Below are 25,988 nucleotides of genomic sequence, written 5' to 3'. Positions count from 1 at the left end.
TGTGGACAACGTCTTGAACACAGCTGTGCACAGGGTTACTGTCGGCCATTCCCAGCCTCAGGAGTGCTGTGCATAACTTGTGGATCTCCTGTGGAGCAGGTGTGGACGTCCTCCTGTGGAAACACGGGGCGGAGGCCCAGCCGTACGGCGAAGCAGGTGTGGATAAGTATCGCGGGGTCCGCGAGCGAGAGGAGGGGGACGACTCATGACCGGGGGAGAACTCGCGGCCATCTGGTCGCGCGCGATGCAGAACTTCCTCCCCGACAGCCTGCCTGTCCAGCAGCGGACCTGGTTGTCCATGGTCCGTCCGATCGCGCTGGCAGACGACACCATCGTGCTGGGCGTCCCGAGCGACTTCCTCAAGGACCTCATCGAGCGCAAGCTGCGCACGCTCGTCGCGCACGCGCTGTCGCAGGAACTCGGGCGGCAGATGCGGCTCGCGGTGATGATCGACACCACGATCGCCGACCAGCCGGCCGCTCATCCACAGCCTGAGCAGGCAAGTTATCCCCAGGCTGTGGACTCGCCCCGTGATTACGCACAGGCGCCGCAACCCCAGCATTTCCAGGCCGCCGAGCCCCCGCAGTACTACTCCCCCCAGCCTGAGCCGCGGCCGGTATCCACCGAATATCCACAGGTCCAGCCACAGAACCGGTGGGAGGCCAAGAGCACGAAGCCGGGCGAGCCCGCGCGGCTCAACCAGAAGTACACCTTCGAGACCTTCGTCATCGGCGCCAGCAACCGCTTCGCCCACGCGGCGGCCGTGGCGGTGGCGGAGGCGCCGGCCAAGGCGTACAACCCGCTGTTCATCTATGGGGACTCGGGGCTGGGCAAGACGCACCTGCTCCACGCGATCGGGCACTACGCCCAGTCGCTGTACGACGGCGCCCGCGTGCGGTACGTGAGCTCGGAGGAGTTCACCAACGACTTCATCAACAGCATCCGCGACCACAAGGCCGACGGGTTCCGCAGCCGCTACCGGGCGATCGACATCCTGCTTGTGGACGACATCCAGTTCCTGGAGGGCAAGGAGCAGACGCAGGAGGAGTTCTTCCACACCTTCAACACCCTCCACAACGCCAACAAGCAGATCGTCATCTCCAGCGACCGCGCGCCCAAGCAGCTGATCACCCTGGAGGACCGGCTGCGCAACCGCTTCGAGTGGGGGCTGATCACCGACGTCCAGCCGCCGGAGCTGGAGACGCGCATCGCGATCCTGAGGAAGAAGGCCATCCAGGAGGGCCTGGCGGCGCCGCCCGAGGTGCTGGAGTACATCGCCAGCCGCATCTCCACCAACATCAGGGAGCTGGAGGGCGCGCTGATCCGGGTGACGGCTTTCGCCAGCCTCAACCGGCAGTCTGTGGACCTCCAGCTGGCCGAGGTGGTGCTGAAGGATCTGATCACCTCGGAGTCCGGCCCGGAGATCACCATCGGCACGATCATGGCCAAGACGGCCGAGTACTTCGGCATCGGCATCGACGACCTGTGCGGCAGCAGCCGCAGCCGGGCGCTGGTGAACGCCAGGCAGATCGCGATGTACCTGGCCCGCGAGCTCACCGACCTGTCGCTGCCGAAGATCGGCCAGCAGTTCGGCGGCCGCGACCACACGACCGTCATGCACGCCGAACGCAAGATCCGGTCGCTGATCGCCGAGCGGCGCTCGATGTACAACCAGGTCAACGAGCTGACGATGCGCATCAAGCAGACCTCGAACGGGTCGTGATACACACCCTGTGGATAACCCTGTGGATCTGCGAAACGCCGATGAGAACTGGGGTCTCGTGCCGGGGACGCCGGAAAATCGCTGCACAGGCCTTGGGGATAACCCTGGGGAAAGGCTGGGGAGAACCTGTGGGCCACTCGTGGACAACTTGTGGACGCCCTGTGAACACGCTCCGAGAGCCCGCTAAACGATCTTCTTACCCCGTGGATAACCGGTGGAAACCTCGTGGATAACCAGTGGATGAAGACCCCAAGATCTGGGGACGGCCTGTGGGCAACGCCGCTCCATCCCCAGCCGCGAGGGTTTCCCCCAGCGGCCACCCACAGCCGCAGTGGATGAAGACAGGGGCCTGACCTGCGGAAACGGGTGCTGTCCACAGTTTCCACCGCCCCTAATGTGATGACGAGATATCTCTCCTACAAGAAACTCAAGACCCATAGAAGGGTTCCGCCCGATCCACAGTGCGGGAGGGTGAACACTTGAGTCAGCGACGAGACCAGGAGGTTGATCACCGTGATGTTCCGAATCGAGCGGGACGTCCTCGCTGAGGCGGTGGCGTGGACGGCGCGCAGCCTCCCTGCCCGCCCGTCCGTCCCCGTCCTGGCCGGCATGCGCCTGGAGGTCACCGAGGAGCAGCAGCTGAAGCTGTCGGGCTTCGACTACGAGGTCTCCGCCGAGGTGACGCTCGACCTCCACACCGGCGAACCCGGCGTCGTCCTGGTCTCCGGCAAGCTGCTGGCCGAGATCACCCGCGCCCTCCCCGCACAGCCTGTGGACTTCGTCGTCGACGGTCCCAAGGCCGTGGTCACCTGTGGAAGCGCGCGCTTCACGCTGCTGACCATGCCTGTGGAGGACTACCCCTCGCTGCCCGCGATGCCGCCGGCCGCGGGCCGCGTGGGCGCCGACGTCTTCGCCGCCGCGGTCTCGCAGGTGGCCGTCGCCGCGGGCCGCGACGACACGCTGCCCATGCTCACCGGCGTCCGCATGGAGATCGAGGGCGACACGGTCACCATGGCCGCCACCGACCGCTACCGCCTCGCCGTACGCGAGCTGAAGTGGCAGCCGGGCCAGCCCGACTTCTCCGCGGTCGCGATGATCCCCGGGAAGACCCTCGCCGACACGGCCAAGGCCCTCGGATCCACGGGCGCCGAGGTCGAGATCGCGCTCAGCGCGGCGGGCGGCGGAGGCGAGGGCATGATCGGCTTCTCGAGCGCCGGCCGCAGGACCACCACGCGCCTGCTGGACCCCGAGTTCCCCAAGTACCGCTCGCTGCTGCCGACGGAGTTCTCGGCGCGGGCCGAACTGTCCACAGGGCCGTTCGTCGAGGCGGTCAAGCGTGTGGCGCTGGTGGCCGAGAGGAACACGCCCGTACGGCTGGCGTTCCGCGGCGGGGAGGTCGTGCTGGAGGCGGGCAGCGGCGACGAGGCGCAGGCGGTCGAGGTGCTGCCTGTGGACTACGAGGGCGAGGAGATGAACATCGCGTTCAACCACCAGTTCCTGCTGGAGGGGCTGGGCGCGCTGGACTCGGACGTCGCCCGGCTGCAGATGACGACCGCGACCAAGCCGGCGATCCTCACCGGAGGGAAGCCGGACGAGGAGGCGCCGGACTACCGGTATCTGATCATGCCGATCCGGCTGTCGAGCTGAGCGGGGGGCGGGCGCGCGGGGTCGCACCGGCGGGTCCGGACCGGCCGCGTCGGGCTGTGGACAACGCACAGCGGTGTGGACAGCCGCGTGACCCGTCACCGTGGCGCTCCGCCGTACCTGCTGACGCATGTGGACAACCCGCTCGGCGGATCACGTGCCGTGGGGGTGCCCGGCGATCGTCCGGGTAGCGGGTAGGGGATGATTGAATCCCGAGGGGGAGGTCGAGATGCAGATCGGCATGATCGGGCTGGGCCGTATGGGCGGCAACATGGCCGAACGGCTGCGCCGCGGCGGCCACGACGTGGTCGGGTACGACAGGAATCCCGAGGTCAGCGACGTCGGGAGCCTGAAGGAGCTGGTCGAGCGGCTCCAGGCGCCCAGGGCCGTCTGGGTGATGGTCCCGGCCGGCGCGCCCACGCAGCAGACGATCAACGAGCTGGCCGAGCTGCTCGACGCCGGCGACGTGGTCGTCGACGGCGGAAACTCCCACTATGTGGACGACCAGCGGCACGCCGAGGAGCTCGCGGCCCGCGGCATCGGCTTCGTCGACTGCGGCGTGAGCGGCGGCGTCTGGGGGCTGGAGAACGGCTACGCGCTGATGTGCGGCGGCACGGAGGAGCACGTCCGGCGGCTCATGCCGATCTTCGAGACGCTCAAGCCCGAGGGCGAGGACGGCTTCGTCCACGCCGGAGACGTCGGGGCCGGACACTTCGCGAAGATGGTCCACAACGGCATCGAGTACGGCATGATGCAGGCCTTCGCCGAGGGCTGGGAGCTGCTGGAGGCCTCGGATGTCGTCAAGGACGTGCGGGGGTCGTTCAAGAGCTGGCGCACGGGGACGGTCATCCGCTCGTGGCTGCTGGACCTGCTGGTGCGGGCGTTGGAGGACGACGAGCACCTGGAGCAGCTGCGCGGTTATGCACAGGACTCCGGCGAGGGCCGGTGGACGGTCCAGGCGGCTGTGGACCACGCGGTGCCGCTACCGGTGATCACGGCTGCGCTGTACGCCCGGTTCGCGTCGCGGCAGGAGGACTCGCCGGCGATGAAGGTGGTCGCCGCGCTGCGGAATCAGTTCGGCGGGCACGCCGTGACGTCCAGGGCGGGGTCTGTGGAGAAGGGCGCCGACTCGCCGGGCGCCGACGTGACGCCGCCCGTGTGACCGGTGCGAGTGTCACCGATGTGGGGGTGACCGGTGCGGGAGTGAGCCGCGCTGGTGCGTGCTGTGTCCACGCCGCTCGTGGCGCTTGCCGCGTCCGTGTCGTGGTCCACGTCGTCCACAGGACCGGCGATATCCACAGAATCTGCAGCACCTACGCTTCTGCGTAGCCTAAGCCTGCTGGGTGTGGCGTGTGATCGGCGACAAGAGGTGGTCGTCACGGCGGAGACACCACGCTGGCCTTACGAAGCCAGATGCGGTGACTCCCCCAGTGCTCCGCCCTTTGAATGGCTCCGGTCGCACACGTCGCTGAGATCCCCACAACCGGCACTGTGCTTGTGTACGGCGCTTGTGTACGGCGGAGCGGCACGCTGGCCACAGTGCGGGGAGTTAGGCGCAATCGGCGGGAAGACAGAGGTGCGGGCGAGGGTCTGGCGGCGGGGCCTGCCATCCACAGGAGACGACCGCGGAACACGACCGATAGGACATGACGCCGGGTGGGACGCGACGCCAGGTCAGGCATGGCGATGGGACGGCGGGACGCTAGGACGGCACGGCGCGTGGCGGTGTGGCGGTGTGGCGGTGTGGCGGGGACGGCGTGGGGCCGATGGGCGCCGCTTCGTCCACAACCTTGGCGATCGCCGCGGCGTTTTCCACAGGACAGCACGTCGTAGGCGAAGTCGTCGGTGCGGGCTACTACCCTTCGTGGGGTGCATGTCGCCCACCTCTCGCTGACCGACTTCCGGTCCTACGAGTCCGTGGAGCTCGGCCTGGAGCCGGGCATCACGGCCTTCGTGGGACCCAACGGCCAGGGCAAGACCAACCTGGTCGAGGCGCTCGGCTATGTGGCGACGCAGTCCAGCCATCGGGTGGCGACCGACGCTCCCCTGGTACGGCGGGGCGCGTCGAGGGCGATCGTGCGCTGCCTCATCCACAGGGACGACCGGCGGGCGCTCGTCGAGCTGGAGATCAATCCGGGCCGCGCCAACCGGGCCAGGCTCAACCGCTCCCCCGTGTCCCGCCCACGAGACGTGATCGGCCTGCTGCGCACGGTCCTCTTCGCCCCCGAGGACCTCACGCTCGTCAAGGGCGACCCCTCGGAGCGGCGGCGGTTCCTCGACGAGCTGCTCGTCTCCCGCGCGCCGAGGTTCGCCGGCGTGCGCGCAGACTACGACCGGGTGCTGAAGCAGCGCAGCGCCCTTCTGCGTACGGCGGCGCAGGCCAAGAGGGGGCGGCGCAGGCCCGAGCGCGATTCGGCGTTCGAGGCGGCGGGCGCCGGAGACGTGCTGGCCACGCTGGACGTCTGGGATCAGCACCTCGCCAGGCACGGAGCCGAGCTGCTGCGCGGCCGCCTGGAGCTCGTGGAGGCGTTGCGCCCGTTCGTGGCCAGCGCCTATGCCGCGCTGGCGCCCGGGAGCGAAGCCGTCGATCTGGCGTACCGGAGCACGTTGTCCACAGGTGGGGATACAGACGAAGACGAAGGAATCAGCGTTGTCGCAGGTCATGATGCACAGACGTTATCCACAGACCTGGGGAAAACTCTGGAGGAACGGCTGCGCGAGCGGCTGCTCGAAGTGCGCGCGTCGGAGCTCGAACGGGGGGTGACTCTCGTCGGGCCGCATCGCGACGATCTGTTCCTGGGACTCGGCGACATGCCCGCGCGGGGTTACGCCAGCCATGGGGAGTCGTGGTCGTTCGCGCTGGCGTTGCGCCTCGCCGCGTACGACCTGCTGCGAGCCGACGGCGGGGATCCCGTGCTGATCCTCGACGACGTCTTCGCCGAGCTCGACACGCAGCGGCGTCGCCGCCTGGCCGAGATCGTCGCGCCCGCCGAGCAGGTGCTCATCACCGCGGCGGTGCCCGACGACGTGCCTCACGAACTGTCCGGCGCCCGTTTCGACGTCGCGGAGGGGAGAGTGACCCGTGTCAGGTGACAAATCCACAGGCCGTGGACGGCGGGCCGCGGATCGGCTCAACTCGGCGCCTCGTGAAGGCGTCGGCCGGGCCTCCGGGGACAACGTCGCGCCGTTCCCGGGGCGCGGCGTCGACGGTGTCCAGGGGCCTGGCGTCGGCGATGCTCCTCGCGAGGGTGGCGACACCGACGCTCGACGAGGGGCTGCGGCTTCGTCGAAGCCCGGCGGCGTGGTCCCGCTGCGTCGTGGTGACGCGGCGCAGCCTGGCGCCGGTGGGCCGAGCCGCATCCCGCAGGGAGGATCGGCCGAGGGGCCGAGCCGTACGCCGCAGGAGGGGGCCTCCGGGAGGTCCAACCGTACCCCGCAGGAAGGACCTACCGAGAAGCCCGGCCGTACCCCGCGTAAACCGGCACCCGCCAACCCCGGTGGCCCGCCGGCGCCGGATCCCTTCGCCGCCGCGACCGCGAAAGGCGTCGCCATGGCGCGCGAGAAGCTCGCCCAGGCCAAGGCCGACGCCGCCAAACGCGGCCAGCTCCCCCGCCGCGAGCCCAGGCGCAAGGCGCCCGGGGCCAGGCGGGACGGCGGCGATCCGCAGCTGTTCGGTCGCGCGATCATGGAGCTGCTCGCCGCCCGGGGCTGGGAGCAGCAGGCCCGCGTGGGTGGCGTGTTCGGGCGGTGGAGCGAGATCGTGGGGCCCGAGCTGGCCGCCCACACCAAGCCCGAGTCCTTCGCCGACGGCGAGGTGCTGATCGTGGCCGACTCCACGGCGTGGGCGACGCAGGTGCGCCTGCTGGCCCGTACCCTCGTGCGCCGTCTCAACGAGGAACTCGGCGACGGTACGGTGACCAGAGTAAGGGTCAAAGGGCCACAAAACGCCCCTCGACCAGCCGGAGGTCTGCGGGTGACCGGCAGCAGGGGGCCACGCGACACTTACGGCTGAAGAAGCCTCAGACGGGACGACCCCCGTTCCGGTAGGGGGATGCCCGACCGAGGGGCAAACGAGCGACAGAGGCATTCAGGCGCGTTCCTGCACACCATGGCCTCTGAGAGCCGGTAGAATGAAAGCGGATTCCGGACACGTCCGCTTGCGTGTCACCCCCGGCATGCGAGCCGATTCCCCTGGGTGATCAACGCATCGGGGCACTCACGACGGTGACGGGCACGGCAGGGGCAGTCGGCTGACTCAGGTCGCCTCCCCGGCCGCGTGTCCGCGGCAGGAGGATTTCGCACTTGTCCTACGACGCTAGCTCAATCACCGTACTCGAAGGGCTCGAGGCGGTTCGCAAGCGCCCGGGTATGTATATCGGCTCCACGGGTGAGCGCGGCCTGCACCATCTCGTCTACGAGATCGTGGACAACGCGGTGGACGAGGCCCTGGCCGGGTACGCCGACCGGATCGACGTCACCCTGCTCGCCGACAACGGCGTGCGCGTGGTCGACAACGGGCGCGGCATCCCCACCGGCATCCACCCCGTGGAGCAGCGCTCCGCGGTCGAGGTGGTGCTGACCACGCTCCACGCGGGCGGCAAGTTCGACAGCAAGTCCTACGCGGTCTCCGGCGGTCTGCACGGCGTGGGCTCCGCGGTCGTCAACGCGCTGTCCACGGCCCTGGAGGTGGAGGTCAAGCAGAACGGCTACGTGTGGCGGCAGCGCTACGAGCACGCCAAACCGGTGGCGCCGCTGGCCAAGGGCGAGCCGACCGACGAGACCGGCACGACCGTCACGTTCTGGGCCGACCCGGAGATCTTCGAGACCACGACGTGGAACTTCGAGACGCTCTCGCGCCGCTTCCAGGAGATGGCCTTCCTCAACAAGGGCCTGACGATCACGCTCACGGACGAGCGGCCCGACCACATCAACGGCGAGCCCGTCCGGGTGGAGTATTACTACGAGGGCGGCCTGGCCGACTTCGTCGCGCACCTCAACTCCAAGAAGGAGCCCTCGCACGCCTCGATCATCGACTTCGAGGAGCACGGCGACGGCATCTCGGTCGAGATCGCCATGCAGTGGAACAACTCCTACTCCGAGTCGATCTACACCTTCGCCAACACGATCAACACGGCCGAGGGCGGCACCCACGAGGAGGGCTTCCGCGCGGCGCTCACCTCGATCGTGAACCGCTACGCGCGCGAGCAGAAGTTCCTCAAGGAGGGCAAGGACGACAACCTGTCCGGTGAGGACGTCCGCGAGGGCCTGACCGCGATCGTGTCGGTCAAGCTGGCCGACCCCCAGTTCGAGGGCCAGACCAAGACGAAGCTGGGCAACACCGAGGCCAAGTCGTTCGTGCAGAAGGCCTGCAACGACCACCTGCGCGACTGGTTCGAGCGCAACCCGGGCGAGGCCAAGGACATCGTCAACAAGGCGCTGCAGGCGTCCAGGGCCCGCATCGCGGCCCGCCAGGCGCGCGACCTGACCAGGCGCAAGTCGCTGCTGGAGTCCGGCAGCGGGCTGCCCGGCAAGCTGGCCGACTGCACGTGGAACGAGCCGGAGAAGTGTGAGCTGTTCATCGTCGAGGGCAACTCGGCCGGCGGCTCGGCCAAGGGCGGCCGCGACTCGCGCTTCCAGGCGATCCTGCCCATCCGCGGCAAGATCCTCAACGTCGAGAAGGCGCGCATCGACAAGGTGCTGCAGAACGTCGAGGTCCAGTCGCTGATCACGGCGATGGGCACCGGCGTGCACGACGAGTTCGACATCAGCAAGCTGCGCTACCACAAGCTGATCCTCATGGCCGACGCCGACGTCGACGGCCAGCACATCACGACGCTGCTGCTGACGCTGCTGTTCCGGTTCATGCGCCCGCTGATCGAGAACGGCCACGTCTTCATGGCCCAGCCGCCGCTGTACAAGATCAAGTGGGACCGGCGGGGCGACGAGGCGTCCTACGCCTACTCCGACCGCGAGCGCGACGCGATCATTGCGGAGGGCATCGCCAACGGCCGCCGCGACCCGCGCCTGCACGACGGCATCCAGCGGTTCAAGGGTTTGGGCGAGATGAACGCCCAGCAGCTGTGGGAGACCACGATGAACCCCGCGACCCGGCTGCTGCGCCAGGCCACGCTCGACGACGCCGCGCAGGCCGACGAGATGTTCAGCGTGCTCATGGGCGAGGACGTCGAGGCGCGCAGGGCCTTCATCATTCGCAACGCACGAGATGTCCGCTTCCTGGACGTGTAGCGGTAGCCGTACAGAAAAGGATCTTTGACACGTGACGGAAGTGAACACCCCGCCGCCGCCTGGCGACCGCATCGAAGCGGTCGACATCCAGACGGAGATGCAGCGCAGCTACATGGAGTACGCGATGTCCGTCATCGTGTCGCGTGCTCTGCCGGACGTGCGTGACGGGCTCAAGCCCGTGCACCGCCGGGTGCTGTACGCGATGTACGACGGCGGCTACCGGCCCGACCGCGGCTACTTCAAGTGCTCGCGCGTCGTGGGTGACGTCATGGGCTCCTACCACCCCCACGGCGACACCTCGATCTACGACACGCTGGTGCGCATGGCTCAGCACTGGTCGCTGCGCCACCCGCTGGTCGACGGACAGGGCAACTTCGGCTCCCCCGGCAACGACCTGCCGGCGGCGATGCGCTACACCGAGTGCAAGCTCGCGCCCATCGCCATGGAGATGCTGCGCGACATCGACAAGGACACCGTCGACTTCCAGCCCAACTACGACGGGCGCTCCCAGGAGCCGGTGGTCCTGCCGTCGCGCTTCCCCAACCTGCTGGTCAACGGCTCCAACGGCATCGCGGTCGGCATGGCCACCAACATCCCGCCGCACAACCTGCGCGAGGTCGCGGCGGCCGTGAAGTGGGCGCTGGAGCACCCCGAGGCCAGCGACGAGGAGCTGCTCGAGGCGGCCATCGAGCGGATCAAGGGCCCCGACTTCCCCACCCGCGCGCTGATCGTGGGCCGCCGGGGCATCGAGGACGCCTACCGCACCGGGCGCGGCTCGATCACCATGCGCGCGGTCGTCGAGGTGGAGGAGGACAACAAGGGCCGTCACGCCCTCGTCGTCACCGAACTCCCCTACCAGGTCAACCCCGACAACCTCGCGCTGAAGATCGCCGACCTGGTGAAGCAGGGCAAGATCACCGGCATCGCCGACGTGCGCGACGAGTCCTCCTCCCGCGTCGGCCAGCGGCTGGTCATCGTGCTCAAGCGCGACGCGGTCGCCAAGGTGGTGCTGAACAACCTCTACAAGCACACCCAGCTGCAGGACACCTTCGGCGCCAACATGCTGGCCCTGGTCGACGGCGTGCCGCGCACGCTGCGCCTGGACCAGTTCATCAGCCACTACGTGACCCACCAGATCGAGGTCATCGTCCGCCGCACGCGCTACCTGCTGCGCAAGGCGGAGGAGCGGGCCCACATCCTGCGTGCGCTGCTCAAGGCGCTCGACCGGCTGGACGAGGTCATCGCGCTGATCCGCTCCTCGGAGTCGGCCTCGGCCGCCCAGCAGGGCCTGATGGCGCTGCTGGAGATCGACGAGGTGCAGGCGCAGGCCATCCTCGACATGCAGCTGCGCAAGCTGGCCGCCCTGGAGCGCCAGGCCATCCAGGACGAGTACGACCAGCTGATGGCCCAGATCGCCGACTACCAGGACATCCTGGCCTCTGAGGCACGGCAGCGCCAGATCATCGGCCAGGAGCTCGACGAGGTCGTCGCCAGGTACGGCGAGGACCGGCGGACCGAGATCATCGCCTACGACGGCGACATGTCGGTCGAGGACCTCATCGCCGAGGAGGACGTCGTCGTCACGATCACCCGTGGCGGCTACGCCAAGCGCACCAAGACCGACCTGTACCGCGCGCAGAGGCGGGGCGGCAAGGGCGTGCGGGGCGCGCAGCTGCGGCAGGACGACATCGTCGACCATTTCTTCGTCACCACCACGCACCACTGGTTGCTGTTCTTCACCAACAAGGGCCGCGTGTACCGGGTCAAGGCCTACGAGCTGCCCGACGCCGCCCGCGACGCCCGTGGCATGCACCTGGCCAACCTGCTGGCCATGCAGCCGGACGAGGTCGTCATGGAGGTCCTCGACCTGCGTGACTACAACGCGGCGCCGTACCTCGTGCTGGCCACCCGCACCGGGCTGGTGAAGAAGACGCGGTTGGCCGAGTACGACTCCCCCAGGTCGGGCGGCCTCATCGCGATCAACCTGCGCGACGACGACGAGGTGATCGCGGCGCGGCTGGTGTCGGAGGACGACGAGCTGCTGCTGGTGTCCAAGGACGCCCAGGCGATCCGCTTCAGGGCCACCGACGAGGTGCTCCGGCCGATGGGACGTGCCACGAGCGGCGTCATCGGCATGCGCTTCCTCGAAGGTGACGAACTTCTCGCCATGAATCGGGTGTCGGACGGCCAAGACGTGCTTATCGCGACCGAAGGCGGGTACGCGAAACGGACACCCGTCGAGCAGTACCCTCTGCAAGGTCGTGGCGGCAAGGGCGTGCTGACGGCGAAAATCGTCAGTGCTCGTGGCAAGCTGGTCGGAGCTGTCATGGTCAATCCAGAAGACGAGATCTTCGCGATCACGTCGAACGGCGGAGTGATCCGGACGAGCGCCGGAGAGATCAAGCAATCCGGCCGTCAGACCATGGGAGTGCGCCTGATGAATCTCGCCGAAGGCGACAGCGTGGTAGCCCTCGCTCGCAACGCTGAGTCGATGGAGACTGCGGTGGAGGCCGAGGAGAACGGGGGAGGAGAATAATCCATGAGCGCCCAGGGCAGCTCCGCCAAGACCAAGCCGACGACTCGCGAGAACGGCAAGCAGCCGAAGCCGGTCGAGGAAGAAGAGCCCACGGCCGTCGTCGAGGATGACGCCAAGACCGACGCCGACGCCGACGCCAACGACACGGTGCGGGTCCGGCCGTCCCTGACGTCCGAGGCGCCCCCCGCGCCCGCCACCGCCGAGACGCCCAAGAAGGCCAAGCCGACCACGCAACCGCGCATGCCGCGCAAGGCCCACCTCGTGCTGCGGCGTGTCGAGCCGTGGTCGGCGATGAAGTTCAGCTTCGTGCTGTCCCTCGTCTGCTTCGTGGTCCTGTTCGTGGCGGTGGCCGTCCTGTACGGCGTGCTGTCCGCGCTCGGCGTGTTCGACTCGATCATCCAGATGTTCAACCAGCTGAACACCTCCGACGGGGAGAACACGCTCGGCTTCGACATCGGGCAGTGGTTCGAGCCGGTGCGCATCCTGGGGTACACCGCGTTGATCGGCGCGGTGAACGTCGTGCTGATCACGGCTCTGTCCACGCTGGGGGCGGTCATCTACAACGTGGCCGCCGACCTGGTGGGCGGGGTCGAGGTGACCTTCAGCGAGGCTGAGTAGCGTTCTCCGGTACTGCTCGCGCCGCCCAGGCCGGTCGGCGCGAGCAGTACTGCGGAGGCGGTAAGCTTTACCTCGTCGCCGGAACGGGTTCGCTTCCCGAGGTCAGATGCGATACCGTTCGGTGTGCGCGGGGCTATAGCTCAGTCGGTTAGAGCGCTTCCCTGATAAGGAAGAGGTCTCTGGTTCAAGTCCAGATAGCCCCACCAGCGAAAACGCCCCGTAGCGATCAAGCTTCGGGGCGTTTTACTGCAACTGGTACTGCAACGGCTCACTCAAACAGGCCGTTGACCCTGCGGATGGCCTCGGTACGGCTCTCGCCGTCGCCGTGAGTGTAGATCTCCATCGTGATCGAGATCCGGCTGTGGCCGAGGATCTCCATGGCGTCGCGGGGCGCTAGGCCGAGCTTCTTGGGCAGCGCCGCGGCGGTGTGGCGCAGATCGTAACTCGGATGGGCCGCAGGCCCTCGTCGGCCCCGATCCGGGTGAAGGACCGAGCGACGTCACGCGGCTCAATTGGACGGCTCGGCTTGGTGGTGAAGACCAGGCTGGTGCCCGTCCAGCCCTCCCCAGCCCGGACCCTACCGCAAGCTGTCGGTCGACTCCCTGGTCCAGCCCGCTCACGTCGTCCTCGCATTCCACAACCTGAGCCCCCGTTTCCGCCGGGAGCGGCCGGTGGGCGCGCCGTCGGATCTGCGATCCTGGGGGTGGGGGAGCAGGTCAAGCTGATCCTCAGAAGCCACCTCCGCCGGGCAGCCCCATGACAGTTCCAGGAGGGCAGCATGACAACCTTCACTCGCGGATTCCGCGGCAGGCGCAGGGGCGGGGACGACCGGCTCCCGCCCGGCCAGTACCTCACCGAGGACTTCCCGGTGCTGTCGGCTGGGCCCACGCCTGACGTGCCGCCCGACCGGTGGGAGTTCGCCATCCACACCGAGACCGGGCAGGCGCACCGGTGGACCTGGCAGGAGCTGATGGCTCTGCCGTACGAGACGCCGACCGTCGACATCCACTGCGTGACCACCTGGTCCAAGCTCGACACCACCTGGCAGGGCGTCTCCCTCGACGTGCTGTTCGAGGACGTGGAGACGGCGGCGGAGTACGCGCTGGTCCACTCCTACGGCGGCTACACCACCAACCTGCCGCTGGAGGACCTGCTGGACGGCAAAGCGTGGATCGCCTACCGCTACGAGGGCGAGGAGCTGGCGCCCGTGCACGGCGGCCCGGCCCGGTTGCTGGTGCCGCACCTGTACTTCTGGAAGTCGGCCAAGTGGGTGCGCGGGATCCGGCTGCTGACCGAGGACTGGCCGGGTTTCTGGGAGACCGCGGGCTACCACAACTACGGTGACCCGTGGCGCGAGCAGCGCTATGCCGATGACTAAGTGGCGGGTCGCGCGCCTGGTCAAGGTGCGCGACGAGAACCCCACCGCGCGCACGCTGGTCTTCGACGTGCCCGGCTGGCCCGGCCACGTCGCCGGCCAGCACGTCGATGTCAGGCTGACCGCCGAGGACGGCTACACCGCCCGCCGCAGCTACTCCCTGGCCGCGCCCGAGGGGGTGGAGCTGACCGTGCAGCGGGTGGAGGACGGGGAGGTCTCGCCGTACCTCACCCAGGACATGGAGCCCGGCGACGAGCTTGAGCTGCGCGGCCCGGTGGGCGGTTGGTTCGTCTGGCGCCCGGACGGCACCACGCCGGTGCTGCTGGTCGCCGGCGGCGCTGGGATCGTGCCGCTGATGGCCATGATCAGAGCTCGCCGCGCCGCCGGGTCGGGCGCCCCGTTCCGGCTGGTCTACGCCCTGCGCTCGCCCGGGCAGCTCTACTACGCCGACGAACTGCTGAGCCCCGACCCCGGCGTGGCGGTCACGCTCGCCTACACGCGCAGCGCCCCGGAGGGCCACGCGCGACCGCCCGGCCGCCTCACCGCCGCGGATCTCGGCCCGTACGGCGAAGCCGACTGCTACGTGTGCGGCCCGACCGGCTTCGTCGAAGCCGCCGCGACGCTCCTGGTCGAGCTCGGCCACGACCCCGCCCGCATCAAGACCGAACGTTTCGGCCCCACCGGAGAGTGACATGAGCGCCGACTACCTCGACGGGAACGCCCTGGCCGGGCCCCTGGCCGAGATCTTCGCCACCGACGTCTCGGCCGCCGTGGGCCGCTGCGCCTCCTGCGGCCTGACCGGCCCGGTGGCCTCCCTGCGCGTCTACAGCCGGGCTCCCGGCCTGGTGGCCCGCTGCCCGGGGTGCGAGGAGGTCGTGCTGCGCCTGGTCCGGAGCCCGGACGCGGCCTGGCTCGACCTGCGCGGAGCGGTCTGCCTGCGCATCCCGCTCGGCGGTCCGTAGAACGGCGGCGCCGCCGTCGCCAAGGTGCATCCCCAGGCCGAGGCGGCCCGGGTGGACGTGGACGCGCCGTCCATCGCGGTCTTCGCCCTCGAGCGCGTCCACGACATGTCCTCGGCCCGTGGAGGCCCCGCCGGGATCAGGGCACCCAGTGGTTGTGCGTCACCGTGATCATGACCTGCAGCTGGATGCTCGCCGAGTAGTAGCTGCTCGTGTCGATCGGCGTGTCGAGCATCTTGTTCCACAGCGCGTCCAGCCACGCCTGGCTGCCCGGGTCGGTCATCGCCGCCACCGCGAAGGGCGCGAAGAACGCCGCCTCGCTGCCGCTCGAGATCTGCGCGCCGTCCAGCTTGTAGCCGATGGCGATCCTGTCGGGGTCGCCGCCCGTCTTGGCCTTGATCCAGCTGTTCAGCTTGCGCGCCGCGGCGAGCGACTTGCTGTCCCCGCTGGTCACCGCGTCGTCGCCGATCCGCCACGGGGTACGGCAGGCGTTCCACCAGTAGTGCCCGTCGTGCGGGTCCTCGAGCACCTCGCCGGGCGCCGGCTTGGGCGTCGAGTTCGTGTCGACGACGAAGTCGGGCAGCAGCCCGGTGTTCGGGGCGTAGGTGGACTGGAGCCTGCCGATCAGGTTCTGGTGGGCGGTCCTGATGGTGTCCCAGGCGCTGTCGCCGGTGGCCTTCCTGAAGGCGCGGAAGTGGTCGGCCATCCAGTCGGAGCTGCGCGAGATGTAGTACCACCGGTCGCCCGAGCTGCTCCAGTCGCCCAGCTTGAGCAGGTGGGTCGAGGGGTTGACCTCGTCCTTCTTGATGGCGTTGATGTGCCTGATCGCCAGCTGCCGGTAGTCGTAGGTCCCCGAGCTGCCCCACTGCCGGTCGGCCAGGAGCAGGCCGTAGGCGACGTCCATGTCGCCGTCGGTGGCGGCGTCGCCGCCGTTCACGCTGCGGCAGTTGACGTCCTGCTCGGCGGCCAGCAGGTCGGGATTGATGGAGGAGGGGTGGTCGAGCATCCACTTGACCAGGCCGTCGAAGATCTTCTTGGCGTCGGGGTCGGCCCCGGCCATGGTGGCGACGATGACCATGCCGTAGCCCTGCGCCTCGGCCACGTAGGGGTGGTCGGCGTCGGGGGAGATGACCTGGTACCAGCCGTTGCCGCAGTTCTGCCGGAGGAAGGCGGCCTTCCAGCGCCGGTAGTAGTCGACCACCTGGCTGTCGAGGGTCGCCTGGTTGCCGGACGGGCGCAGCATGCCGGGCGCGTAGGGGATGGTGTGGCTGCCGAACGGCACGGCGACCCCGCCTCCGCCGCCGCTCGCCATGCCGTACACCTCGAACTCCCACAGGGAGTAGCCGTAGGGGGTGCCGCGCTGCGTGCCGTACATGCGCACGTACCGGCCGTTCGCGGACACCGTCAGGTCGTCGGTCCCGCCGTCGCCGCTGCTCGTGGTGTGGACGTCGGTCCAGGTCGATCCGTCTGCGGAGGTCTGGATGCGGTACGCCTTGGCGTAGGCGACCTCCCAGATCAGCCGGACCCGGCTGATCCGGTGCGTGGCGCCCAGGTCGATCCTGAGCCACTCCGGATCGTGGCCCTCGGCGCTCGCCCACCGCGTGGAGGTGCTGCCGTCGACCGCCTTGGCCGCCTCGAGCCCGCTCGCCTCGACGGACGAGGCGGTCGCGGGCTTGCCGCGCGAAACCAGCGGGTCCGCCGCCGCTGTCGCCGCGGAGGGGATCAGCAGGGGTACGGCTAACGCGACGATCGCGGCGAAGGCCTTCACAGCTCTGCTTCGCATGGACGACTCCGATCGACTCGACCGATAGTTAAGAAGGGTTCCTAACTTGCAGCGGAGCGTAGGCGGGGGAGTTAGGGGACGCAAGGCCCAAATTCCGGGCTCTCATCAGAAAACACCCCTTGACCGCGTCCACGCGAAGGCGCATGCTGAGCCGTATGAGTTAGGAAAGATTACTAACTGAGCCATGGAGGTCCTCGTGAAGAGTCCCGCCCTCGGGACGCCGAGCCTGCTGCGCGCGATCAACGACCGCGCGGCCCTGCGGGTCCTCCTGGAGCGCGGCCCGCTGACCCGGCCGGAGATCGGCGAGCTCACCGGCCTGTCCAAGCCGACGGCGTTCCAGCTGCTGGCCCGGCTGCAGGAGGCGGGGCTGGTGGTGAGCGACGGGATCAGGGCCGGGCAGCCCGGCCGCACGGCGGAGGTCTACCGGATCAACCCCGCAGCCGCCTACGTGGCCGCCATGGACGTCACGCCCGACCGGATCGCCGTCCAGGTGGCCGACATCACCGGCACGATCGTCGGAGAGTCCGTGCTGCCCACGCCCCGCAGGCCCGCGAGCACGCTGGTCGAACGGCTGCGCGCGGCGCTGGACGGCGCGGGGTCGCCCGGACCGCTGCGCCGCGTCGTGATCGGCGTGCAGGGCGCGATCAACCCGGCCAGCGGCCGGCTGGAGTACGCGACCGCCGAGGACATGCCCGGCTGGCACATCCCCGACCTGCTGCCGACCCTGTCCGACGCGCTCGGCGCGGCGGTGGACGTGGAGAACGACGTCAACCTCGTCGCCCTGGCCGAGCAGGCGTACGGCGCGGCGGCCGGCTGCTGCGACTTCGTGCTGCTGTGGGCCGACGAGGGCGTGGGGGCCGCCCTCATGATCGGTGGGCGGCTGCACCGGGGCGCCACGGGCGGCGCGGGCGAGGTCGGCTACATGCCCGCCCCTCGCCCGCGACGCCGGCCGCTTCGGCAACCACGGCTACCAGGCGCTGGCCGGCGGCATCATGGCGGCCGGCGGCGAGCAGCTGCGCGATCTCGTCGAACGCGAGCTGCACGCGCTCACCATCCCGCGCCCCCGGGTGCGGCTGTCCGCCGTCGAGGGCAACCCGGTCCTCGCCGGCGCTCTGGACCAGGCACTCGGCACCGTCCGTGACGAGGTCTTCGGCTCCACCGTCCCCGTCAGTTGACAGACCCGAAAGACCCGAAAGTCCCCTTCCACCAGCTCACCCCCTAGGAGTAACCCGTGCGCTGTGTCCGTCTCGCGGTCGCCGGGCTCGCCTCGCTCACCCTGGTCGCATGCACGGCCGGCAAGCAGGCGCCGCCCTCTCTCGGCGCCCAGCCCAAGCCGTCGGGATCCGCATCCCTGCCGCCCGCCACGCTGGAGCTGTGGCACGGCTTCTCCACCGACGCCGAGGTCAAGGCGTTCCAGGACGCCATCGCCGGCTTCACCAGGAAGTTCCCGCAGATCAAGGTCGTCGCCAAGAAGGGCGTCCAGGACGACCAGATCACCCAGGCCATCCGCAGCGGCAAGGCGCCGGACGTCGCGGCCTCCTTCACCACCGACAACGTCGCCCAGTGGTGCAGGAGCGGCGCCTTCCAGGACCTCACCCCGGTCATCGAGCAGGACGGCATCGACCTGTCGGTCCTGCCGGCGGTCTCCCGCTCCTACACCGAGTTCGAGGGCAAGCGCTGCACGATGCCGCTGCTGGCCGACGCCTACGGCCTGTACTACAACAAGGACCTGATGCAGGGCCACGAGCCGCCCAAGACGCTCTCAGAGCTGACCGAGCTGACCAAGAAGCTCACGGTCCGCGACGCCGACGGCGACATCAAGGTGGCCGGCTTCATCCCGAGCTTCCAGTACTACGAGAACTCCCCCTCCCACCTGGGCCCGATGGTCGGAGCCAAGTGGTACAACGAGGACGGCACCTCGGCCATCGGCTCCGACCCCGCCTGGAAGCAGCTGCTGACCTGGCAGAAGGAGCTCGTCGACTGGTACGGCTACGCCAAGCTGGAGAAGTTCCGCAAGGGACTGGGCGACGAGTGGGGCGCCGAGCACCCCTTCCACAAGGGCAAGGTCGCCATGATCCTCGACGGCGAGTGGCGCAACGCCATGATCGCCAACATGGCCAAGGGCCTGAACTACGGCACCGCGCCGCTGCCGGTCGCCGACGACAAGCCCGAGCTGTACGGCAGCGGCTTCACCGCCGGGACCGTGATCGGCGTGCCCAGGGGCGCCAAGCACCCGCAGCACGCCTGGGAGCTGGTCAAGCACCTGACCACCGACACCGACTCGCTGGTGACGCTGTCCAACGCGCTGCGCAACGTGCCGACCACCAAGGCCGCGATGGAGCACCCGAAGCTCGCCAAGGACGCCAACTTCCAGACGTTCCTCGACATCTTCTCCCACCCCAAGACCAGCACCCTGCCCGCCAGCGTCAACAGCGTCTTCAACCAGGAGGCCTTCTCCACCTTCCTCGTGGAGTGGGAGAAGGGCGCGGTCGCCGACCTCGACGCCGGGCTGAAGGCCGTCGACAAGCGGATCGACGACAAGCTGAAGCTGTCCGGGGGCTGATCCCGCATGGCCTCCCACGTCCACGCCGCGCCGTCACGCCGGCGGCGCAGCGAGGGCCTGCGCGCCCTCGCCTGGCTCTCGCCGTGGCTGGCGGGCTTCGCGATCTTCTTCGCCTACCCGCTGGCCTCCACGGTCTACTTCTCCTTCCACCGCTACGACCTGTTCACGCTGGAGTTCGCCGGCCTGGACAACTACCGCTACCTGCTGCGCGACGAGCGGGTGTGGCTGTCGGCGCGCAACACGCTGTGGCTGGTCGTCTTCATGGTGCCCGCCCAGGTGGTCTTCGCGCTGGCGCTGGCCCAGCTCGTCACCCGGCTCAAGGCGGGCGTCGGCCTGTTCCGGACGGTCTTCTACCTGCCCTCCCTCGTGCCGATGGTGGCGGGCACCGTGGCCTTCGTGTTCCTGATGAACCCCGCCACCGGGCCGTGGAACCAGCTGCTCGCGCTGGCGGGCGTCAGCGGGCCCGACTGGTTCGGCGACCCGGCCTGGGCCAAGCCCAGCCTGACGCTGCTGGCCATGTGGGGCGTCGGCAACCTCATGGTGATCTTCCTGGCGGCGTTGCTGGACGTGCCCAAGCAGCTGTACGAGGCCGCCGCGCTCGACGGCGCCGGGCCGTGGCGGCAGTTCCGCAGCGTCACGCTGCCGATGATCTCGCCCGTGCTGATGTTCTCGGCGATCACCGGAGTGATCTACGCCCTGCAGTACTTCACCCAGGCGATGATCGCCTCCCGGGTGGCGTCGGGCGCCACCGACTCGCCCGGCTCCAGCTTCGTGCCCGGCTACCCCGACGGCGCGCTGCTCACGCTGCCGCAGCACCTATTCCACGCGGGCTTCCGCGACTGGTCCATGGGCTACGCCTCGGTGCTGGCGCTGCTGCTGTTCGCCACGTCGATGGTCTTCACGCTCATCCTGTTGCGTCAGTTCCGCCGGGCGGAGGAGCTCGCATGACGCTGACCGTGACGCGCGGCGCGCGTGGCACCCACGCGGTCCGCCCGCCTGCCTCCACCAACGCCCGCGCGAGGCGTCGCCTGGCCTTCGTCGCCACGCACGCCGTCGCCATCGCCCTGGCGCTGATGTTCCTCGCCCCGCTGGTCTTCGTCGCCCTGACCGCGCTGATGACCGACGAGCAGGCGCTGACCAGCCGGCTGTGGCCGGACAGCTGGAACTGGTCGAACTTCGCCGAGGTCTTCGCCAAGAGCGACATGCTCGGCTGGACGCTCAACACGTTCCTGTACGCGGGCCTGGGCACGCTGTTCACCCTGGTGTCGTCGGTGCCCGTGGCCTACGCGCTGGCCAGGTTCCGCTTCCGCGGCAGGAGGCCGGCCTTCCTGCTGGTCATCACCATGATGATGCTGCCGCCGCAGGTGGTCGCCGTGCCGGTCTACATCCTGTGGGCCAGGTTCGACCTGACCGGCACGCTGTGGCCGCTGATCCTGCCCATGCTGCTGGGCGACGCCTTCTCGATCTTCCTGCTGCGGCAGTTCCTGATCACCATCCCGCGCGAGTACACCGAGGCGGCGCGCGTGGACGGCTGCGGCGACTTCAAGACGCTGGTCCGCGTCATCCTGCCCATGGCCCGGCCCGGCATCGCCGCGGTGGCGCTGTTCCAGTTCTTCTACTGCTGGAACGACTACTACGGGCCCCTGCTGTACGCGCAGACCAACGAGCACGCCTGGACGCTCTCGCTCGGCCTGGCCAGCTTCAAGGCCTTCCACAGCGTGCAGTGGAACCTCACCATGGCCGCCACCCTCCTGGTGACGGCGCCTGTGATCATCGTGTTCTTCCTCGCCCAGCGAGTGTTCATCGAGGGCGTGACCTTGACGGGAGTGAAAGGGTGAAGCTGGCCGTTGTCGGGGGCGGCTCGACGTACACGCCGGAGCTGATCGACGGGTTCGCCCGCCTGCGCGAGGACCTGCCCGTGTCGGAGATCGCGCTCGTCGACCCGGACGCCGGGCGGTTGGAGCGGGTCGCGGGGATCTCCCGCCGCATGCTGGCCCGCGCCGGGCATCCCGCCCGCGTCGTCGCGACCGGCTCCCTGGAGGAGGGGGTCGCGGGCGCGCAGGCCGTTCTGCTGCAACTGCGGGTGGGCGGGCAGGCCGCACGCGAGGTCGACGAGACGCTGCCGCTGCGGTGCGGCTGCGTCGGGCAGGAGACCACCGGCGCGGGCGGCCTGGCCAAGGCGCTGCGCACGGTTCCGGTCGTGCTGGAGCTGGCCGCGAAGATCCCGCCCGATGCGTGGATCGTCGACTTCACCAACCCTGTGGGCATCGTCACCCGGGCGCTGCTGGACGCCGGGCACCGGGCCGTCGGGCTGTGCAACGTGGCCATCGGGTTCCAGCGGCGCTTCGCGGCCAGGCTCGGCGTGGCGCCCGGGCGTATCTCCCTCGGCCACGTCGGGCTCAACCACCTGACCTGGGAGCGCGCCGTCCACCTCGACGGCCGCGACGTGCTGCCGGAGCTGATCGCCTCGCACGGCCGGGAGATCGCCGACGAGGTGGGGCTGCCGCTGGAGCTGATCACCCGGCTGGGCGCGGTGCCGTCGTACTACCTGCGGTACTTCTACGCCCACGACGAGGTCGTGCGGGAGCAGCGGACCAGGCCCTCGCGGGCGGCCGAGGTCGCGGCGATGGAGGCGCGGCTGCTGGAGCTGTACGGCGACCCGGCCGTGGACACCAAGCCCGAGCTGCTGGACAGGCGCGGGGGAGCGTTCTACTCCGAGGCCGCCGTGGCGCTGGTCGCCTCGCTGCTCGGCGACCGCGGCGACGTGCAGGTGGTGAACCTGCGCAACGCCGGCACGCTGCCCTTCCTGCCCGGCGAGGCGGTCGTCGAGGTCCCGGCCAGGATCACCGCCGCCGGTCCCGTGCCGCTGCCGGTCGAGCCGGTGGAGCCGCTGTACGCCGGGCTGATCGCCCACGTGTCGGCCTACGAGACGCTCGCCCTGGAGGCCGCCCTGTACGGCGGAGCCGACCGGGTCGCCGACGCCCTGCTCGCGCACCCGCTCATCGGCCAGGAGGCGATCGCGCGGGAGCTGACCGGGCTGCTGCTGGAGGCCAACCGCGCCTACCTGCCCTGGACGGCGCTGTGAGGACGGTGCTGGCGGTGGACGGGGGCAACAGCAAGACCGACCTCGCGCTGGTGGCGGAGGACGGCACGGTGCTGGGGGAGCGGCGGACCGGGCCGTTCGTGCCGCACAGCGTCGGCGCCCGCGCCGCCGCGGACGTGGTGGAGGAGGCGGCGCGGGCGTTGCTCGGCGGGGCGACCGCGCCGTACGCGGAGGTGATGGCGGCGTTCCTGGCCGGGGCCGACTTCCCCGAGGAGGAGGACGCGCTGCGGGCGGAGCTGCTGGCGCGCGGCTGTGCCAAGGAGGTGGCGGTCGCCAACGACGCCTTCGCCGTGCTGCGGGCCGGGGCCTCGCGGCCGTGGGGCGTGGCGGTGGTGTGCGGGGCGGGCATGAACGCCGTCGGCGTGTCCCCCGCCGGGCGGACCGCCCGCTTTCCCGCGCTCGGCAGGATCAGCGGCGACTGGGGCGGGGGCGAGGACCTGGCCGAGGAGGTCCTCTGGCACGCCGTACGGGCCGAGGAGGGGCGGGGCCCGGCGACCGGGCTGCTGCCGCTGGTCGTCTCGCACTTCGGCGTGGGCAGCGTGACGGACCTCGTGGTGGGGCTGCACTTCGGCGAGGTGGCCAGGGCGCGGCTGCACGAGCTGGTGCCGGGGCTGTTCGCCGTGGCGGCGGAGGGGGACCCGGTCGCGCGGTCGCTGGTCGAACGGCAGGCGCGGGAGGTCGTGGCCATGGCGGAGGTGTGCCTGCGGCGGCTGGACCTGCTGGACTCCGACGCCGAGGTGGTGCTCGGCGGGAGCGTGCTCACGGCCCGGGACCCGCTGCTGCACGGCATGGTCGAGAGCGCGATCGGGGCCGTCGCGCCGCGCGCCACCCTGGTCGTCACGGCGCTGCCGCCCATCGCTGGAGCCGTCCTGCACGGCCTGGACCTGCTCGGCGCCCCACCGGCGGCCCTGGCCCGGGCCCGCGCCCACTGGCGGCGCTGACGCGAAGCTATGGCAGCCGCGCGCTCAGCGGGTCCCCGGCACGGCCGGCGATCATGACGATCTTCCCGGCCCTGGCCGCCTGGGCGAGGTCGGCCTCGGCCACTGCCAGCAGGCCGAGACCGGCCGGGTCGCCGCGCAGCTCGACGACGTCGACCTCGGCCCTCAGCGACAGCCGGCGCGTGGACTTCGCGCCGCGGACGGCCGACAGCGCGGCGCCGGCCACGGCGAGCAGCGCGGCGTCACCCTCCCCGGGCAGCTCGTCCGGGGCGGGCCAGGACGCCCGGTGGATCGAACCGGCGCGCCACCACGACCAGACCTCTTCGGTGACGTACGGCATGACCGGCGCGAACAACCGCAGCTGGACCGACAGCGCCAGGCGGAGCGCGGCGATCGCGGAGGCCGAGCCGCCGTAGGCGCGTTCCTTGACCAGCTCCAGGTAGTCGTCGCAGAAGGTCCAGAAGAACCGCTCCGCGACCTCCAATGCGCCGGTGTAGTCGTAGGACTCGAACGCCTCCGTGGCCCGGCGGACCACCTCCGCCAGGGCCGCGAGCATGGTCAGGTCGAGGGGTTCGGTGACCGGCCCGCCCGGCTCGCCGAAGCCGAGGATGAACCTCCCGGCGTTGAGGATCTTGACGGCGAGCCGCCGTCCCACCTTCATCTGCGTCTCGTCGAAGGGCGTGTCCATGCCCGGCCGGGCCAGGGCGGCGCGCCAGCGCACGGCGTCGGACCCGTAGCGCTCCAGCACGTCGACGGGCGTCGTCGCGTTGCCCGCGGACTTGCTCATCTTCTTGCGGTCGGGATCGACCACCCAGCCGGAGATCATCGAGCGGCGCCAGGGGAGCGTGCCGTGCTCGTAGTGCGCGCGCAGCACCCGGGCGAACAGCCACGTCCGGATGATCTCGTGGGCGTGGGTGTTGAGGTCCATGGGGAAGGTGCGGGCGAACAGGTCAGGGTCGCGCTCCCAGCCGCAGACGATCTGGGGGGTGAGCGCCGAGGTGGCCCAGGTGTCCATGACGTCCGGATCTTCGATGAAGCCGCCCGGCCTGCCGCGGTCCTCCTCGCGGTAGCCGTCCGGGACCTGGGCCGACGGGTCGACGGGCAGCTGGTCCTCGCGCGGCAGCAGGGGGTGCGAGTAGTCCGGGTCGCCGGCGGCGTCGAGGCGGTACCACACCGGGAAGGGGACGCCGAAGTACCGCTGGCGGCTGATGAGCCAGTCGCCGGACAGGCCCTCGACCCAGTGCTCGTAGCGGTGGCGCATGAAGTCGGGCACCCAGGCCGGCTCGCGGCCGAGCCGGAGGAGGACGGCGCGCAGCTCGGGGTCCCGGCCGCCGTTGCGGATGTACCACTGGCGGCTGGTGACGATCTCCAGGGGCTGGTCGCCCTTCTCGTAGAACTTCACCGCGTGGGTGATCCGGCGGGGTTCTCCAACGAGGTCGCCGGACCCGGCCAGCAGCTCGACGATGCGCTTCCTGGCCTGCTTGACGGTCAGGCCGGCCAGCGCGGGGCCCGCGGCCTCCAGCATGCGCCCGTCCCTGCCGACGACCGGGCGGATGGGCAGGTCCAGCTCGCGCCACCAGGTGACGTCGGTGACGTCGCCGAACGTGCAGACCATCGCCAGCCCGGTGCCCTTGCCGGGGTCCGCCAGACGATGCGCCAGGATCGGCACCTCGACGCCGAACAGAGGGGTCCGCGCGGCCGAGCCGTACAGGTGGCGGTAGCGGGTGTCGGACGGGTGCCCGACCAGCGCGACGCAGGCGGGCAGGAGCTCCGGCCGGGTGGTCTCGATCTCCAGGCCTGGATGGAACCGCAGGCGGTGGTAGGCGCCGGGCAGCTCGCGGTCCTCCAGCTCGGCCTGGGCGACCGCGGTCTGGAAGGTGACGTCCCACAGCGTGGGAGCCTCGGCCTGGTAGGCCTCGCCCCGCGCGAGGTTGCGCAGGAACGCGAGCTGGGAGACGCGCCGGGCCTCCGCCCCGACCGTGGTGTAGAGCAGAGACCAGTCGACCGACAGCCCGAGCCTGCGCCACAGCCGCTCGAAGGCGGCCTCGTCCTCGGCGATCAGGCGGTGGCACAGCTCGACGAACTCGCGCCTGGAGATCTGGCCGACGCCGACGCCGAAATGGTTCTGGACTCGGCGTTCGGTGGGCAGGCCGTTGTCGTCCCAGCCCATCGGATAGAAGACCGAGAACCCGCGCATGCGCTTGTAGCGGGCGATGAGGTCGGTGTGGGTGTAGGAGAAGACCTGGCCGGCGTGGAGAGCGCCGGACGCCGTCGGCGGCGGGGTGTCGATGGAGTAGACCTGCTCGCGGGGCTTGGTCCGGTCGAACCGGTAGACGCCGGTCTCCTCCCAGACCTGGTTCCACTTGGCTTCGAGGCCGTCGAGGGACGGCTTTTCGGGCAGCGTGTTTTCGGGCAGGGCGTTTTCAGGCAGGCTGTTTTCAGGCATGGGCATGGCTCGGATTCGGAAAAGGGTTGGCGTGGGAAGTGCGCGAAGGCGGCG

The 25,988-nt window shown here is 69.9% G+C and carries 19 protein-coding genes and 1 tRNA gene; 18 read left to right on the top strand and 2 right to left on the bottom strand.

Features of this window, described 5'->3' with window-relative positions:
- Positions 1-205: 205 nt before the first annotated feature.
- From dnaA to BSB02_RS00205, 12 genes are all read left to right on the top strand, one after another.
- Positions 206-1,723 carry a chromosomal replication initiator protein DnaA gene (gene dnaA / locus BSB02_RS00260; protein ID WP_084955337.1) on the top strand — a complete coding sequence of 506 codons (1,518 nt, stop codon included), beginning with the start codon at positions 206-208 and terminating at the stop codon, positions 1,721-1,723.
- A gap of 513 nt (positions 1,724-2,236) precedes the next feature.
- Positions 2,237-3,370 carry a DNA polymerase III subunit beta gene (gene dnaN, locus BSB02_RS00255; RefSeq protein ID WP_084956176.1) on the top strand — a complete coding sequence of 378 codons (1,134 nt, stop codon included), beginning with the start codon at positions 2,237-2,239 and terminating at the stop codon, positions 3,368-3,370.
- A 226-nt stretch (positions 3,371-3,596) separates the two neighbouring features.
- The gene (gene gnd, locus BSB02_RS00250; RefSeq protein WP_084956174.1) at positions 3,597-4,529 is read left to right on the top strand and encodes a phosphogluconate dehydrogenase (NAD(+)-dependent, decarboxylating); all 933 of its coding nucleotides are present in this window, start codon (positions 3,597-3,599) and stop codon (positions 4,527-4,529) included.
- 707 nt (positions 4,530-5,236) lie between these two features.
- Positions 5,237-6,460, top strand: a complete 1,224-nt coding sequence (gene recF, locus BSB02_RS00245; RefSeq protein ID WP_084955335.1) for a DNA replication/repair protein RecF — start codon at positions 5,237-5,239, stop codon at positions 6,458-6,460.
- Between the two features lie 457 nt (positions 6,461-6,917).
- Positions 6,918-7,379: a DciA family protein gene (locus BSB02_RS00240; RefSeq protein ID WP_084955333.1), complete on the top strand. Its 462-nt coding sequence runs from the start codon at positions 6,918-6,920 to the stop codon at positions 7,377-7,379.
- Between the two features lie 290 nt (positions 7,380-7,669).
- The gene (gyrB, locus tag BSB02_RS00235; RefSeq protein ID WP_084955331.1) at positions 7,670-9,613 is read left to right on the top strand and encodes a DNA topoisomerase (ATP-hydrolyzing) subunit B; all 1,944 of its coding nucleotides are present in this window, start codon (positions 7,670-7,672) and stop codon (positions 9,611-9,613) included.
- 31 nt (positions 9,614-9,644) lie between these two features.
- Positions 9,645-12,149 carry a DNA gyrase subunit A gene (gyrA, locus tag BSB02_RS00230; RefSeq protein ID WP_084955329.1) on the top strand — a complete coding sequence of 835 codons (2,505 nt, stop codon included), beginning with the start codon at positions 9,645-9,647 and terminating at the stop codon, positions 12,147-12,149.
- 3 nt (positions 12,150-12,152) lie between these two features.
- On the top strand, positions 12,153-12,767 hold the full coding sequence (locus BSB02_RS00225) for a DUF3566 domain-containing protein (RefSeq protein ID WP_084955327.1): 615 nt from the start codon (positions 12,153-12,155) through the stop codon (positions 12,765-12,767).
- Positions 12,768-12,896: 129 nt separating this feature from the next.
- Positions 12,897-12,973, top strand: a tRNA-Ile gene (locus tag BSB02_RS00220).
- A gap of 572 nt (positions 12,974-13,545) precedes the next feature.
- Positions 13,546-14,145, top strand: a complete 600-nt coding sequence (locus tag BSB02_RS00215; protein WP_084955325.1) for a sulfite oxidase-like oxidoreductase — start codon at positions 13,546-13,548, stop codon at positions 14,143-14,145.
- Positions 14,138-14,833 (top strand): ferredoxin reductase, encoded by a 696-nt coding sequence (locus tag BSB02_RS00210; RefSeq protein ID WP_206184449.1) that lies wholly within the window; start codon positions 14,138-14,140, stop codon positions 14,831-14,833. Before BSB02_RS00215 ends, BSB02_RS00210 begins: the two co-directional genes overlap by 8 nt.
- Before the next feature lies 1 nt (position 14,834).
- The gene (locus tag BSB02_RS00205; protein WP_084955321.1) at positions 14,835-15,104 is read left to right on the top strand and encodes a DUF6510 family protein; all 270 of its coding nucleotides are present in this window, start codon (positions 14,835-14,837) and stop codon (positions 15,102-15,104) included.
- 136 nt (positions 15,105-15,240) lie between these two features.
- On the opposite strand, the gene BSB02_RS00200 is transcribed toward BSB02_RS00205, so the two are convergent.
- Positions 15,241-16,884, bottom strand: a complete 1,644-nt coding sequence (locus BSB02_RS00200; RefSeq protein WP_084955319.1) for a glycosyl hydrolase family 8 — start codon at positions 16,882-16,884, stop codon at positions 15,241-15,243.
- A 196-nt stretch (positions 16,885-17,080) separates the two neighbouring features.
- Here BSB02_RS00200 and BSB02_RS00195 point away from each other — a divergent pair, with 196 nt between their 5' ends.
- From BSB02_RS00195 to BSB02_RS00170, 6 genes are all read left to right on the top strand, one after another.
- On the top strand, positions 17,081-18,025 hold the full coding sequence (locus BSB02_RS00195; protein ID WP_240506075.1) for an ROK family transcriptional regulator: 945 nt from the start codon (positions 17,081-17,083) through the stop codon (positions 18,023-18,025).
- A 90-nt stretch (positions 18,026-18,115) separates the two neighbouring features.
- A complete protein-coding gene (locus tag BSB02_RS00190) occupies positions 18,116-19,447 on the top strand; it encodes an ABC transporter substrate-binding protein (protein ID WP_084955317.1) in 1,332 nt (443 codons plus the stop codon).
- Between the two features lie 6 nt (positions 19,448-19,453).
- Entirely contained in the window at positions 19,454-20,395 is a 942-nt protein-coding gene (locus tag BSB02_RS00185) for a carbohydrate ABC transporter permease (protein ID WP_084955315.1), read from the top strand.
- Positions 20,392-21,285: a carbohydrate ABC transporter permease gene (locus BSB02_RS00180; RefSeq protein ID WP_084955314.1), complete on the top strand. Its 894-nt coding sequence runs from the start codon at positions 20,392-20,394 to the stop codon at positions 21,283-21,285. Before BSB02_RS00185 ends, BSB02_RS00180 begins: the two co-directional genes overlap by 4 nt.
- A complete protein-coding gene (locus BSB02_RS00175) occupies positions 21,282-22,532 on the top strand; it encodes a 6-phospho-beta-glucosidase (RefSeq protein WP_084955312.1) in 1,251 nt (416 codons plus the stop codon). Before BSB02_RS00180 ends, BSB02_RS00175 begins: the two co-directional genes overlap by 4 nt.
- On the top strand, positions 22,529-23,491 hold the full coding sequence (locus BSB02_RS00170; RefSeq protein WP_206184448.1) for an N-acetylglucosamine kinase: 963 nt from the start codon (positions 22,529-22,531) through the stop codon (positions 23,489-23,491). Before BSB02_RS00175 ends, BSB02_RS00170 begins: the two co-directional genes overlap by 4 nt.
- Positions 23,492-23,498: 7 nt before the next feature.
- Here the strand turns inward: BSB02_RS00170 and valS are convergent, their stop codons facing one another.
- Positions 23,499-25,940, bottom strand: a complete 2,442-nt coding sequence (gene valS, locus BSB02_RS00165) for a valine--tRNA ligase (protein ID WP_084955310.1) — start codon at positions 25,938-25,940, stop codon at positions 23,499-23,501.
- Positions 25,941-25,988 lie beyond the last annotated feature (48 nt).

The sequence above is a fragment of the Thermoactinospora rubra genome (genome assembly GCF_002093975.1).
GTDB classification, from domain to species: Bacteria; Actinomycetota; Actinomycetes; order Streptosporangiales; family Streptosporangiaceae; genus Nonomuraea; species Nonomuraea rubra_A.
Note: the sequence above shows the minus strand (reverse complement) of the source record. Positions and strands in the feature narration are given on the sequence as shown.

Excerpts from the sequence above, each read along its gene's own strand:
- BSB02_RS00240 (WP_084955333.1), top strand. The coding sequence starts at position 6,918 with ATGGCGCGCGAGAAGCTCGCCCAGGCCAAGGCCGACGCCGCCAAACGC.
- BSB02_RS00225 (WP_084955327.1), top strand. The coding sequence starts at position 12,153 with ATGAGCGCCCAGGGCAGCTCCGCCAAGACCAAGCCGACGACTCGCGAG.
- BSB02_RS00185 (WP_084955315.1), top strand. The coding sequence starts at position 19,454 with ATGGCCTCCCACGTCCACGCCGCGCCGTCACGCCGGCGGCGCAGCGAG.
- BSB02_RS00180 (WP_084955314.1), top strand. The coding sequence starts at position 20,392 with ATGACGCTGACCGTGACGCGCGGCGCGCGTGGCACCCACGCGGTCCGC.
- BSB02_RS00200 (WP_084955319.1), bottom strand. The coding sequence starts at position 16,884 with ATGCGAAGCAGAGCTGTGAAGGCCTTCGCCGCGATCGTCGCGTTAGCC.
- BSB02_RS00210 (WP_206184449.1), top strand. The coding sequence starts at position 14,138 with ATGACTAAGTGGCGGGTCGCGCGCCTGGTCAAGGTGCGCGACGAGAAC.
- BSB02_RS00215 (WP_084955325.1), top strand. The coding sequence starts at position 13,546 with ATGACAACCTTCACTCGCGGATTCCGCGGCAGGCGCAGGGGCGGGGAC.
- BSB02_RS00205 (WP_084955321.1), top strand. The coding sequence starts at position 14,835 with ATGAGCGCCGACTACCTCGACGGGAACGCCCTGGCCGGGCCCCTGGCC.
- gnd (WP_084956174.1), top strand. The coding sequence starts at position 3,597 with ATGCAGATCGGCATGATCGGGCTGGGCCGTATGGGCGGCAACATGGCC.
- valS (WP_084955310.1), bottom strand. The coding sequence starts at position 25,940 with ATGCCCATGCCTGAAAACAGCCTGCCTGAAAACGCCCTGCCCGAAAAC.
- dnaA (WP_084955337.1), top strand. The coding sequence starts at position 206 with ATGACCGGGGGAGAACTCGCGGCCATCTGGTCGCGCGCGATGCAGAAC.